This window comes from Pseudarthrobacter sp. YAF2, assembly GCF_052113345.1.
Classification (GTDB): Bacteria; Actinomycetota; Actinomycetes; order Actinomycetales; family Micrococcaceae; genus Arthrobacter.
In genome coordinates this window covers 56,289-68,812 of the sequence record NZ_JBFRDA010000016.1, presented here as the reverse complement: position 1 = coordinate 68,812, position 12,524 = coordinate 56,289, and the positions used below count along the sequence as shown (strand labels likewise).

General features: G+C 59.8%; 15 protein-coding genes. 9 read left to right on the top strand and 6 right to left on the bottom strand.

The window, feature by feature from the left end; genetic code table 11:
- Positions 1 to 192 precede the first annotated feature (192 nt).
- Positions 193 to 660, bottom strand: a complete 468-nt coding sequence (locus AB4Y79_RS16840; protein ID WP_285241520.1) for a MarR family winged helix-turn-helix transcriptional regulator — start codon at positions 658 to 660, stop codon at positions 193 to 195.
- A 125-nt stretch (positions 661 to 785) separates the two neighbouring features.
- On the opposite strand from AB4Y79_RS16840, the gene AB4Y79_RS16835 reads away from it, so the two are divergent.
- From AB4Y79_RS16835 to AB4Y79_RS16810, 6 genes are all read left to right on the top strand, one after another.
- Positions 786 to 1,718, top strand: coding sequence for an SDR family NAD(P)-dependent oxidoreductase (locus AB4Y79_RS16835; RefSeq protein ID WP_285241519.1), 933 nt, complete (start codon positions 786 to 788; stop codon positions 1,716 to 1,718).
- A gap of 16 nt (positions 1,719 to 1,734) precedes the next feature.
- Complete coding sequence (locus tag AB4Y79_RS16830; protein WP_434326551.1) at positions 1,735 to 2,628, top strand: amidohydrolase family protein; 894 nt, start codon at positions 1,735 to 1,737, stop codon at positions 2,626 to 2,628.
- A gap of 150 nt (positions 2,629 to 2,778) precedes the next feature.
- Complete coding sequence (locus tag AB4Y79_RS16825; protein ID WP_285241517.1) at positions 2,779 to 2,922, top strand: hypothetical protein; 144 nt, start codon at positions 2,779 to 2,781, stop codon at positions 2,920 to 2,922.
- A 63-nt stretch (positions 2,923 to 2,985) separates the two neighbouring features.
- Positions 2,986 to 3,441, top strand: a complete 456-nt coding sequence (locus AB4Y79_RS16820) for a MaoC family dehydratase (protein ID WP_285241516.1) — start codon at positions 2,986 to 2,988, stop codon at positions 3,439 to 3,441.
- Positions 3,442 to 3,449: 8 nt separating this feature from the next.
- The gene (locus tag AB4Y79_RS16815) at positions 3,450 to 4,979 is read left to right on the top strand and encodes an acyl-CoA synthetase (protein WP_434326550.1); all 1,530 of its coding nucleotides are present in this window, start codon (positions 3,450 to 3,452) and stop codon (positions 4,977 to 4,979) included.
- A gap of 316 nt (positions 4,980 to 5,295) precedes the next feature.
- Positions 5,296 to 5,397 (top strand): NAD(P)-binding domain-containing protein, encoded by a 102-nt coding sequence (locus AB4Y79_RS16810; RefSeq protein WP_441864161.1) that lies wholly within the window; start codon positions 5,296 to 5,298, stop codon positions 5,395 to 5,397.
- On the opposite strand, the gene AB4Y79_RS16805 is transcribed toward AB4Y79_RS16810, so the two are convergent.
- On the bottom strand, positions 5,365 to 5,994 hold the full coding sequence (locus tag AB4Y79_RS16805; protein ID WP_441864159.1) for a hypothetical protein: 630 nt from the start codon (positions 5,992 to 5,994) through the stop codon (positions 5,365 to 5,367). The two genes, AB4Y79_RS16810 and AB4Y79_RS16805, sit on opposite strands and share 33 nt — an antisense overlap.
- A gap of 292 nt (positions 5,995 to 6,286) precedes the next feature.
- Here AB4Y79_RS16805 and AB4Y79_RS16800 point away from each other — a divergent pair, with 292 nt between their 5' ends.
- Positions 6,287 to 6,751 (top strand): helix-turn-helix domain-containing protein, encoded by a 465-nt coding sequence (locus AB4Y79_RS16800; protein WP_441864156.1) that lies wholly within the window; start codon positions 6,287 to 6,289, stop codon positions 6,749 to 6,751.
- Between the two features lie 675 nt (positions 6,752 to 7,426).
- On the opposite strand, the gene AB4Y79_RS16795 is transcribed toward AB4Y79_RS16800, so the two are convergent.
- Entirely contained in the window at positions 7,427 to 7,747 is a 321-nt protein-coding gene (locus tag AB4Y79_RS16795) for a C40 family peptidase (protein WP_441864222.1), read from the bottom strand.
- A gap of 1,553 nt (positions 7,748 to 9,300) precedes the next feature.
- Positions 9,301 to 10,200 carry a sigma factor gene (locus AB4Y79_RS16790; RefSeq protein WP_441864153.1) on the bottom strand — a complete coding sequence of 300 codons (900 nt, stop codon included), beginning with the start codon at positions 10,198 to 10,200 and terminating at the stop codon, positions 9,301 to 9,303.
- A 182-nt stretch (positions 10,201 to 10,382) separates the two neighbouring features.
- On the opposite strand from AB4Y79_RS16790, the gene AB4Y79_RS16785 reads away from it, so the two are divergent.
- Positions 10,383 to 10,706: an ArsR/SmtB family transcription factor gene (locus AB4Y79_RS16785; RefSeq protein ID WP_091466822.1), complete on the top strand. Its 324-nt coding sequence runs from the start codon at positions 10,383 to 10,385 to the stop codon at positions 10,704 to 10,706.
- On the opposite strand, the gene AB4Y79_RS16780 is transcribed toward AB4Y79_RS16785, so the two are convergent.
- On the bottom strand, positions 10,660 to 11,217 hold the full coding sequence (locus AB4Y79_RS16780) for a hypothetical protein (RefSeq protein WP_441864149.1): 558 nt from the start codon (positions 11,215 to 11,217) through the stop codon (positions 10,660 to 10,662). The two genes, AB4Y79_RS16785 and AB4Y79_RS16780, sit on opposite strands and share 47 nt — an antisense overlap.
- A gap of 133 nt (positions 11,218 to 11,350) precedes the next feature.
- Here AB4Y79_RS16780 and AB4Y79_RS16775 point away from each other — a divergent pair, with 133 nt between their 5' ends.
- Complete coding sequence (locus AB4Y79_RS16775; RefSeq protein ID WP_441864146.1) at positions 11,351 to 11,635, top strand: helix-turn-helix domain-containing protein; 285 nt, start codon at positions 11,351 to 11,353, stop codon at positions 11,633 to 11,635.
- On the opposite strand, the gene AB4Y79_RS16770 is transcribed toward AB4Y79_RS16775, so the two are convergent.
- Positions 11,604 to 12,500, bottom strand: coding sequence for an alpha/beta hydrolase (locus tag AB4Y79_RS16770; protein WP_441864143.1), 897 nt, complete (start codon positions 12,498 to 12,500; stop codon positions 11,604 to 11,606). The two genes, AB4Y79_RS16775 and AB4Y79_RS16770, sit on opposite strands and share 32 nt — an antisense overlap.
- Positions 12,501 to 12,524 lie beyond the last annotated feature (24 nt).

The following is a 12,524-nucleotide window of genomic DNA, read 5'->3' as shown; positions in this document are numbered from 1 at the left end:
AGCCCAACGCGGAATGCCCGAGACACAGCGCGTCCTGCCGTCGGCATTCCGCTGCAGGATCGGACCCAGGGGGAGCAAGAGAACAGGACCTGCAACGAAAGTGGTGTGGTGCCATTAAACGGCTCATCCTCAGGAACCGTAATGCGGGCGACCCCGCCTGGCCTCTCCGCCACTGGAGTTGAAGGCTGTGCCTCAGCGGTTGAAGGCTACGCGCGCCAGCAGCTCGCGCAGTGTTTCCTGCTCCGCCGCGTTCAGCTGATCCAGTGCTATGGATGCACCCTGTGCGGTGACCAGACGCGCCTTCCTGTACAACTCGTGCCCGGCGGATGTTCCCGCAATAATCTTGGAACGTCGATCCTTGGGATCGGCGCGGCGCTCGACGAGTCCGCGGCTCTCCAGGTGATCGACCAGAGGCACAATCTGACTGGGTTCCAGGGAGAGGAAGTCAGCCAGTTCCCGTTGCGTGGGAGCGAGACCGCTGCAGGACAGGGACAGCACCGAGTAGGAACGGACCTTCAGCCCCAATGGCTCCAGCAGCTCATTGGCCCTCGCGACGCCCAACGCGCGGGTTCGTGCCGTCAAAAATTCGATTTCACCTGCCAGTTCACACGAGAGGAAACGATCAATCGGGTCGGTGCTCGTACTGCTTTTGCTTACCAAGTCAGTGCCTCGAGAAGTAGATAATAAAATTAATCATTGATTTTTTTAAGAGTTTAAGTTCTTATGTACCAAGCAAGGTTCCCACGATGCTTTGGTGGGAACAACACCACTTTGAAGGAGCGGACATGTCACTGGCTGGAAAAGTAGCGGTAGTCACCGGTAGCGGGCGTGGCCTCGGTCTGAGCTATGCCCAGGAGCTGGCCCGCCTGGGTGCCGCCGTGGTTATCAACGACGTCGACGCCGATGTCGCGGCAAAGGCTGTGGACTCGATCGTTGGCACGGGCGGCAACGCCGTAGCCGTGGTGGCGCCGGTTGGCTCCAGCGAAACCGCCAAGGCACTGGTTGCGGCAGCCACCCGGAACTTCGGCCGACTGGATATCCTTGTCACCAACGCCGGCGTGCTGCGTGACAAGTCCATCCTGAAGATGACCGACGAGGACTTCGATCTCGTCATAGACGTACACCTGCGTGGCACCTTCACGTGCGTTCGCGAAGTGTTCGGCTACTTCAAGGAAAACGGCGTCGCCGGGCGCATTATCACCATCGGTTCGCCCACGGGCCAGCGCGGAAACTTTGGCCAAACCAATTACGCAGCTGCCAAATCCGGCATCGTGGGGATGGTGCGCACTTGGGCGCTGGAGATGAAGCGCACGGGAGTCACCGTTAACGCGGTCATCCCGGTCGCGGCCACCGCCATGACCAAGACTGTCCCCTTCTTCGCCAAGGCCGTGGAGGCCGACGAGCGCGGCGAGGCAATGCCAGATTTCTTCCGCAAGGATCTGGGCTTCGGCACCGCCGACGATGTCGCCGGGCTGATCGCGTTCCTGGCCTCGGAGGAAGCGGGCAAGATCACCGGTCAGGCCATCGGTGCCGGCGGAGACCGCTTGCAGCTGTGGAGCCACCCGGACGCCATTATTTCTGAGTTTCATGACGGCGGCTGGGACTACTACACCCTGCAGGACCAGTTCGATGCACTCTTCGGCGACAAGCTGCAGTCAGTAGGCGAGTCCTTCCCCGAGCTTCCGGCCGAGCTGCAAACCGAAGCGGCAGCAAAGTAGCAAGGAAACGCACGCCATGAGCATCCGCTACGAATCCGGGATCGACCCCGGGTCGATCACCGCGATTGACATGCATGTCCATGTTGAGGTCGACGACTGCGGTCACAAGGCCATGCCTGAGGACCTCTTCGAGGCATCGGCCGCCTACTTCAAGTCCGAGGAGCGCACTCCCTCAGTGGACAGGATCGCCGAGGTCTACCGTGAGGCGAGGATGGCCGCGGTCCTGTTCACCGTCGATGCACGCACCGCGCTGGGACATGAACCGAACTCGATCGATGACCTGGTTGCCGGGGCGGCGCGCAACAACGACGTGCTGATCCCCTTCGGCTCGGTTGATCCGCGCACCGGTCGGGCCGCCGTCGCCGAGGCCCGCCGTCAAGCCCAACAGCTCGGCGTGCGTGGCTTCAAGTTCCACCCCTCGCTGCAAGGCTTCGACCCCTCCAGCGAAGAGTTCTACCCGCTCTGGATTGCACTCGAGGAACTCGGGCTGCCATGCATTTTCCACACCGGACAGAATGGCATGGGTGCCGGGCTACCCGGAGGACGCGGCATCAAGCTGCGCTACTCCAACCCACTGCTCCTTGACGACGTGGCAGCCGACTTTCCGGGCCTAACGATCATCATGGCGCACCCCTCGATGCCCTGGCAGAACGAGGCCAATTCGATCGCCACGCACAAGGCGAACGTGTACATCGACCTTTCCGGCTGGAGCCCGAAGTACTTCCCGGCCTCGCTGGTGAAGATGAGCAACAACGTACTGGCCACCAAGGTGCTCTTCGGAACCGATTACCCGCTGATCACCCCTGAGAAGTGGCTCGGCGCCTTTGCCGAGCTGCCGCTCAAGGACGAGATACGCCCGCTGATCCTGAAGGATAACGCGGTCCGGGTCCTGGGACTGAACTCTCCATGACCGGCTGCGCCGGGAGTGAAGCTGGGCAGGGCCGAGAGCAAAACCAGCCTGCGGATCATGCAGGAGAACCTGCCCGGTAGCTCACCAAGGTCACCGCGTCCCTTGCCACGTTAGGCCAGCCTCACCCAGGCGCAAGACAAAGGCATCTACGTGGACGAGAACTCAGCGATGGCCAAAACATTGACCGCGCGGATGCTGCGGGAGACCGCCGCGCTGGCCCGGGAAGCCTGCGGGGGCAACGAGTTAAACGCGTTGATTCTAGGACACGCCACCGCCGTCGGGGCTTTCCGCTAGACGGAAGCCTCGGCGCTACCAGCGATACCCAAACCACCATTATCTATTGAAGGAGGACCCTTCATGGGCCAGACAGTTCTTTCCTACGAGCAGCTCGCAACCGCCGCTGGCACCGACCTGGGTTACAGCGAGTTCAGGATGGTCACTCAGGACCAGGTCAATACGTTTGCCGATGCGACAGACGACCACCAGTGGATCCATACCGACCCGGAGAAAGCCAAAGAGGGCCCGTTCGGTGGGCCGATCGCCCACGGCTACCTCTCGCTAAGCCTGCAAATCGCATTCTGGTCCGAGCTTTTCGATGTCACCGGTGTGAGCACCCGGGTCAACTACGGCCTGGACAAAGTCCGCTTTCCATCACCGGTGCCGGTCGGCGCACAGATCCGCATGAAGGCACAGATCGCAGAAGTCGAAGAGGTCAAGGGCGGCTACCAGATCGCCGTCGACCAGGTCGTCGAGGTCGACGGCGCCCCGAAACCCGCCGTCGTCTCGCGCGGCATCTACCGCTTCTACGCCTAAGACCTGTGATGTTGAACCAAGGATTGGGAAGCTGGATCCACAAACGCCGGGTCAAGTCCCGAGGGCACACCGCCATCACCGACGGCTCCTTGACCCTGACATACGAGCAACTGGCCGAGCGCATTGACCGGTTGTCCAACGCCCTGACGGGACACGGCGTCAAACGCGGGGACCGGGTGGCCTATCTGGGCAACAACCACCCCGCGTTCCTTGAAACGCTCTTCGCCTGCGGAAGCATCGGCGCGGTCTTTGTTCCCCTCAACACCCGCTTGGCCCCGCAGGAAGTGGCATTCGCCCTTGAGGATTCCGGAACGAACCTACTCATTAATGCCCGGCAGTGCGACGACCTGGCCCTGGCGGCCAGCACCGTGGCGCGCATAGCGGGTCGACTCGTCGTGGAATCAGGGCCCAACGTCGGGTCCTATGAGAAGGCGATCCGCGCGGCCTCGGCAGAGCACCAGGAGTGTGCCGTTTCGCTAAACGACACGTGCATGATCCTCTACACCTCCGGAACCACAGGGAACCCCAAGGGCGCCATCCTGACCCATGGGAACCTGACATGGAATGCCTTGAACGTGCTGGTCGACTACGACGTCACCAGCACGCAGGTGGCGCTGATGATTGCCCCGATGTTCCACGCCGCTTCCCTGGGCATGGGTGCGCTGCCGACGCTGCTCAAGGGAGGCACCTTGGTCCTGCAGGACAGGTTCGAACCTGCAGCCGTCCTGGCTGCCATTGAACACCACGGCATCACCACGCTTTCCGGGGTGCCCACGACTTACCAAATGCTGAGCGAAGATCCGAACTGGCATTCCACCGATCTTTCCTCGATCCGCATGCTCACCTGCGGCGGATCGGCGGTCCCCATGCGCGTGCTCGACGCCTACGAGGCTCGTGGACTGTCGTTCTCCGGCGGATACGGCATGACCGAAACTTCCCCGGGCGCCACATCGCTTCAACCCCGTTACTCCCGGGAGAAGGCAGGGTCGGCCGGGCTTCCGCACTTTTTCACCGATATCCGAATTGTTAACGCCGAAGGCCGGGACGCAGTTGGAAATGAGGTCGGGGAGATACTCATCCAGGGCCCCAACGTCATCCCCGGATACTGGAACAGGCTCGACGCCACGGCGAGTTCCTTTCAAGACGGAAGCTGGCTCAAGTCCGGCGACATGGGCTACGTCGATGACCAGGGGTTCTTATACATCGCCGACAGGATCAAGGACATGATCATTTCCGGCGGGGAAAACATATACGCCGCCCAGGTCGAGCAGGCCATCATGGAACTGCCTTCAGTGGCCTCCGTAGCGGTCATTGGGGTCCCCGACGAGAAGTGGGGTGAGTCCGTTCACGCCGTTATCGTTCCCTCCGAGGGACGCTCTGTCACCAGGGAAGACATCGTCGCGCACCTGGACGGAAAACTGGCGCGGTACAAGATCCCGCGGACTGTCGATATCGTCCAGGATCTGCCTCGCACGGCCAGCGGAAAAATCCGCAAGACCGAGCTGCGCGAGACTTACCGCAGGAGCACCCTGGCATAGCACAGTACCCAAGTGACTGCCACGGGCAAGCTGCCTGCGGTCGCCGCATGTATTTGCAATTTCGGCGCGTCGATGCGCTACCCAAGAGCACGTGCAGCGGATGCCGCATGTCCCGACGCCGCCGTGACCGTCACGCGGATCCCCTCAGACGGGATCCGCGTTTAGCGTGCACCCTGGGTGCGCGCCAGGTTCGCCCCGAAGGATCCTCCTCGATGATCATCGACATGGGATCATCGGAACCGGGCAGCACCGACGCACTCGCGGAAGAAGCTGATACAGGGGCATCGCCTACGTCGACGCCCCAGTCTCAGGTGGTGTGGCGCGTGCCATCACCGGTGAGCTAGCCATCATGGCCGGTGGGACAACAGAGGCGTTCGATGCCGCCTCACCGCATCTGCAACCCATGGGTTCCAAGTAAGTGGCACACGACGTGGCGCATCGCGTCGCTCTGGCGGTCCCCCTCCTCGGCGAACTGTGCGAAGCCCCACGGGTTGTCATGCAGAAGCGCGGCTCTGTCTTCCGGCGGCTTCTGTTTCAATCGCCAAACCAGGTCCATCAAGTAGCCCACGTGGAGGTCCTGACGGGTGTTGTAATACTGTCCGGGATGAGCAATCCAACTTTGAAGCGCCTGGAACGTCTCGCTGTCGCTTCTCACATGGAGTTCTGGGTTATCGGGCCCGATGGTCTTGTTAATCATTTCGAGTTTTCGGGCTGGCCCGACCGATTGAGTGATCAAGTAGTAGACCAGCAGGCACTCCGCGGCCAACAACCTGACTTCTACGTGGGCTCCCTCGAGCTGCTGCTCCCACTTGCTCTCGAACTTTCCGCCGGCCTCCTTACCCTCCAGGAGATTGCCCCAGAACATTGCGTTCAGCTTGTCGAGCCTGTCCGCGGACCAGGCGTCCGGAAATTTGTCGGGATGGAGGACAGAAGCGTCACCATTCAGCGAATGCATGCGCCACTGCGCACATAACTCGTCGATCGGCCCGCGATCTTCTTCAGAGAAAACAGCCATGGCTCATCCTCTCATCGCAGGCTCTGTCAACCCCCTGTCCGGAGAACCGCACGGTGGATGTGTCGCCAACTCCTTCATCAGCTGCAACCTTTGCAAAATCAGGGATCACACCAAGGCACAACCCACCTCACAAACATCGTGGTCCACAGGCATGTGCGGAAATTGCGCGAGCTCGCGTCCCCTGTTCCACAGGGCGGCGGGAGGATTGTGGCCAAGATCGACGGGGCCTTCGTGCAAGATTTGACTCAGAACTGTTGGTGGATAACGTGGAGATGTAGGCGCCGGCTGGTTCATGGACCCCTCACATGCTGACGGACTCAGCCAGATCTACGGTCATACCCCCGCTCCCCTGACCGCCCCCCAGAATAGCCAGGGCCAATCAATAGGCCTGACTCACCAGAACGTGCTCCCCTTTATTTTCTCCACCCAGAACACCAAAATGTTCGACCTCAAGGTCGCCGCCGAAGGATGTAATCGCTCCGTCGACACCGTCCGTAGATATACCAAGGCCGGACGGCTCCCCGCGGTTAGAAAAGGGGGAAAGCTTTACGTCAATCCAGAGGACCTAGACACCGCCCTTTCCGAGGACCGTCGTCAATTCAGTGACACCGCTGAACTGAAGGCTTGGGCTCAGCGCATGGCCGCAGAAGGACCCTCACTCAACCGCGAGCAGATCGGCATCATCATGGCAGCGTTCTCAACGGTTTTGGACACTAAGCAAGGCCACGAAGGCAAAAGTAGCGGCTATCAAACCTGACGAAACGAACGCTGCACTCGACGGCAACTTTCTATGGTTTGTCGAGTTCACTATCGACGGCGCCCTTGGCGATTCTTTCGCTCGACTGCTGATATGAGCAGGCTCCGAATTTGTACATCGCTGGTGGGCAACTCGTCGGCAACCTGCTCGGTGGTCAAGAACCGAGGATTCGGAAGCCCGTCTGTAGACATGAGCCAACGTTGCCAATCGTGAGCAGCATCAAGGCCTTCACCTTTGCCTGTTCTTGAATATCGCCCATACCGCCATTACTTAAAGCCATCTGGTCATAAGCAAGCACCAGCCGCCGTCGTGACATGTAACCGTCATCACTGCTTACACAAGACCGTCTGGTTGAGCCAACGGCGTGAAGATCCAAACGGGAATCCGGACCGCGATGTTGTCCCCTTTGGGTTGTGCACCCAGTCCGCCCACGTTTGGAGATGTACACAGCGGTCTCACAATTGTGAAACCAGTTCCCGGACTCGTCCGAGACACTTCATCCTCAAATCCTCGTTAGGGCCACTGAGCTGAAGACCACAGCCAGCATTACCGCCGTGTCCAGTCTCAGGATTGGCCACGCCAGCGAGTCAGTTGTGACGCCGGCGCCTTGCTGACCATATCCGGTATGGAATTCCTCATAGTTCAGCCCGTTCTCAGGTATTGCCGCATATTCTACTATGACCCCAAGAGGTCGAAATAGGCGGTACCCGGATTCCAATCAATTGGATGTAGCAGCGTCCCAGCGGACGGGTTGAGCGCACTGTACATCATTCCGTCGCCAGCATAGATGCCCACATGCCCCCAGTTGTAGGGACCCTGAGGGTTTTGGACAACAAGGTCTCCGATCTGAGGACTATCAGTCATTCGCCCAACGCGCCACTGTTCCACGCGCGGCAACTCGATCCCAACCTGCCGATAGATCCACTGCACGAATCCCGAGCAGTCCCATGCCTTGAAAGCCGTCCCACCCCAGACGTAGGCACCACCCACACCCATCTGCGTGAAGTGCAAAACGTCTTGTCGGATTATGGGCAAGCCTTCTGCAGAGACCAGCTCTGGCCGGCCGCTCTCCTCGGCGCTGCACTTCGGGACCGTCGTGACACCCTGGAGCAGGTCAACGATAGCTGTCGCTTGTGGTTCCCATCGAGCATAGAGCTCTGGAAACGCTGAAACTTGAACTGCTTGGGCTGCTTGCCCTTTGCTCATGGCCGACCAGCCTGGCACGTCCAGCAACCCTCTCGGACTGCCTTGATTCGGCCCCGACGGCCCTCCATAGAATGCCCGTGCGTTGAAAGAAAGATCCATCAGCTCTGCAACGGTTCCCCATCCAGCCGCTGGCCGCTGCTGTGCCGAACCTACTGAGTCGTGGTCACTCCCAACCCCGTCATGAGGAAACTGAAATGACGCAGGGACATTCGCGTTGGCCAGCATCCGGAGGGTCGACTCCTGCAGAGACATCATTATGGCGATCACCATCGCCTCCCGAGGAACGTCAAGTTGCTTCCCGACGGAAATGTACCCCCGTGCCACAGCAATCTGCCCTGCAGAGAGTCCAACGGCTTGACCATCCGGCCGAGATCCACTGTTCTCGAGGACGCTTTGTGTGACAGCCCCGCTGCCTGACACACACGCGACAGGTGATTCCAGCTTGTCGCCCGCCAAGGCTAAAGCGACAGCACTGACGACAACTCCCAGGGAAAGCACGATGACGAGAACGACGGCGGTTACAGCCCGTACGAGCGTTCGGCGCCTGACTAGGGCCATCGCCAAAGCCGGATGCGGCATCAATAAACGATCCTGCTAGTCGAGGCGTAGAAGCCGACCATTTGGCATCGATCAGGCGGGGCGGTTGCTGCCGGCGGGCAATTAGCCATGACACTGACCGGCGCTGTGTATGAATTGCTGCTGCTGACCGTCTGGTCAAGGACCTTGAGTTGAACCGTGCAGACATGAAGCCCCACCCACGGAGCCGGGCGTTCGCGAACCCTTACGAGTTCGTTGTCACATGCCATGGATTCGAACGTTGCTACCCTATGGGCACCTTGGCCCGCAAGCGAAGCGAAGGAACCTGCGTTTACGCCCGTTGCCTCAAACTCCTGGACGAGGACAGCCAACGGATTTGATCCGTCAGGGAGGACGAACCACCAACCCCGAATTCGCTCGTACACATCCGAATAGGACGAACTTCGGGTGTCCCAGCTATAGATAGCCACGGCGGCTGCGGAAGCAAGCGCCCGATAATCTGCTGTGACAGGCGGAACGGACGCCGGCACTTTAGAGAGTGGAGCTGACCTCGCTGGTCTCGGCGTAGGCGTCGGGGAAACATTCGGCAGAGTCGGCGGCGTCAAAGATTCAGCCGTAGGGACACTCCTGCCTAACGTCGACGGGGACTCCCGCGGCACGATCAGAACGAGAATGAGGGCGCCAAGGATAGCCGCCAGTGCTAGGCCAAACACCCACCGACGACGCCGTCGCCCGCGTAAAAGGGATTGCACCATCGTTGCCTCCTAAGCCTGGTAATGGCTCAGCTCATCAATGAGCAACATGACTCAAACAGCCGAAGTTATGGAACTGCGAATGACTCTCCATGCCGTTTGATACAGGCGACGAGCCGTGCCGATTTGAACCGCCACATATCGATCAGTGACTTTGAACTGCTCGGCAACAGCGGCGATGGCAACCTGCCGTTCGACGCCGTGATGTTCGGGCAGAACGATTGCTTCGGCCACTCCCCGCAGCAGCGGACTCGGCAGACAACCAACGGCTTGCTGGCACAGACCCGGCATGTCGTGCACAGCTTCAGGATCTACATCCAACGCTTGGCTTACTGTCTTTGCAGTTTGCCGAACCACGGTGACAGCATTCCACCGGCGACGGTCTTGCGGCGACGGAGGGGCGTATCGTCGCGGCTCGGTAAGACTGCCCACCGCGAGGCGCCAAACCGGAGCCGACACAGCGGCCCGAGTAAGCCCAAGAACCATGAGGGCCCATTCTTGATCGATGATCTCCTCGGCATCGCGGTAATCACGTGAGACGACCAGAGCCGTTAGCTGCTGAACATGCACCGGACTCTCACCGTTGCCCGGATCCAAAAGCAGCGGCAGCGTCTTGTGACCGAGTTCCCTGCGGATGTGCGCTGCGCAGACATTCCCGGTGACGCCTTGTACCCACGCCCCGAATGAGACTCCTGGTATCTGCCGATAGTTTCCGCGCGCGACCCCGTCCCAGACAGCCATCCTGATATCTTGCATGACATCGTCCACATCGCACGAGCGGCCGATCCGAGCCAAGTGTGAGATGACGTAGCGACGCACGCCTTCCACCGCTCCCATCATTTGGTCGACGGAAACTCGCAGGGTCGGCGTCACCGGACTCAGCAGCGAAATGTCCACCGCGGATGAGTTTGAGTTCTCTATTTCAACGTTGCCCGCCAGGTGTTCCGGGCTCATGGCTCTCACCGCTTCGACTAACGGATTCGAATATCTCCAGCGTCGCCAGAAGTGGCGACTCAACGTGGCAGCGACGACACTGACCACAACACAAGCTTCTAAAGAATATTGTCGAAGATAATTAAAGTATCGTCAAGATCCCAGTTCTTACTTTTTGCATGTTGTTCAGTAAGAATGGAGCCATGCCACGGATCACGCAGCCTCACGACGACGCCTGGTCGCCTGACGTTGAAGACGCCGTGGCGACATTCGGAAACCGCTCAAGGAATGAGATTCTGAGATTCCTTACGGCAAACGGTCCCGCATCCAGAGGTGACATCGTCGCAGCGGTCAGCGCCGGCGAGCCCAGCGTCGCCAAACACCTCATCGCCCTTGAACAGGTGGGCGCCATCGAGGTTGATGTGGAAGCCGGACGGCGTCACGGCCGATCGCCCCGCTACTCGGCCAACCCTGCCCGAATCAAGGAGTTACTGGACGCCCATCTTCGGTATGTCCTGGAGGAATAGATGCAGCCCGCTCGCCATTCGGGTGCAAGTCGATGTCTTTGTTCAGATACTCGCTAATGGCACGCAACGTTTCCGGCGAAACGTCCCCTAGCGTCCTAGCGGCGAACGTCTTCACCCGCGCTGCCCTCAAAGACTTCACAAACTCCAATTGCGAATCGATGCGCTCTGGAACGTCGCCTTCGACGTCGTTCAACAAATAGGAGGGATCGACGTCGAACATCTCGCAAATCGCCGCGAGCAGCTCTGGGTCACTAACCAGACGCCCGGTCCCGTCCTTCATGTAAAACCATCTGGCCCTGGAGATTTTGACTCCTCGAGCTCGGAGCTCGGCCTCAATCTCCCTGAAAGTGACCGGCGAACCCCTCTCGGCTACAACTACATCGAGCAGCAAGTTAAGTCGGCGGGCGAGGGTCGCCTGCGGTGGCAAGTCGCCGTTGCGGCTAGCGTCTTTGGCCGGCATGCTCCACCTTTCGACTGCCTCGTTCGATTTGAAATGCTGCTGCGTTGCCATCAGTATTCCGCGAGCGCCCTGACTAGACAATCAGCTGCACCTTCAATCTTTTCCGCGATCTACATGAGGCGTATCCTGTTGCTGTAGACCCGTCTACAGCAAGCATCCCCCACAAACCTAAGCCGTGGTTTGAATGTCGACATCCGTCTTGATGAACCGAACACGGAGCCAGATCCTCCGCTTCCTCATCAGAAGTGGGCCATCGACCCCTGGCGTCTTGGCGTCAAGACTTCAGGCATCTCGAGCGACGGTTCGACGTCATCTGCTCGTCCTTGAGTCGGCTGGTTACGTTCAGGCTTTGGCCGACGAGCGATACTCCGCTCACGCCTCATTGGTCGAGTGTCAGCTCATTGACCTAGCGGCCCAGTACTCTGTGCAAATGCCTCCTACGACTGCGCTCCCGCTTGTTCAGAACTAGAGCCAGCCAGCGGGAGACCGTAGAACCACTCCTCGACCGATCGCTCCCATTTTTCGGGGTCGACATTCCACTCCAGAGAGTGGCCCACAGATTCAAACACCACCAATCTGACTAGGTCCGGCCGCAGACTGGCAGCTTTCTTGGATTCTTCGAAGGGTGTTGTGTCGTCCTTCTCTCCATGGAGTACGAGGACCGGTTTGTCCAGTTCAGTTGCGCGCGCCAGCCAATTCAGGGAATCGAGACATATGGGTTCAGCAAGGCCGGTCACCCACCGAAGGGCCTTTGATCGGAGAATGGTGAAGCCTAGGTGCACAAGTGGCCGAGGAAGTCCGGCCGCCTTGGCGTTTGCTGCCAGGGTCGTTCGCCAGTCGAAGACAGGCGCGTCGAGAACCATCCCGGCTACGCGCGAGGAATTCGGCGACAGGGCAGCTACTTGAAGGGCGATGGCAGCGCCGAGTGACCACCCGAAAAGGACAATGTGTTCAGCGCCATTGGAAATGGCGTAGTTGATGCCGGCATCGACGTCGAGCCACTCGCCTTGGCCGAGGTTGTAGCGGCCATCGTACGACGGCGGTGCATCGCCGTCGTTGCGGAACGAGACAACCAGCGACGTCAGTCCCAGACGCCTTGCGACCGGTATGCCGCGAAGTGTGCCGGCTCTTTTACCGCCCATGCCATGGATGTGGACGGCCCATTCGCCGGATGGGTTGACGCCGGCTGGAGGATCGAATTTCCAAGCCGGGGCGACGCCATTCTCAACCGGAATCACAACGTCCTGGTACGGCAGGCCGAGTTGCTCCGGTTTCGAGTAAACGTACCCACTCCAGATACCTGCCGCGGCTTGTCTGAGGTTGCCAGAGTCCACTCGCTCAACCGTCCGGGTTACTGT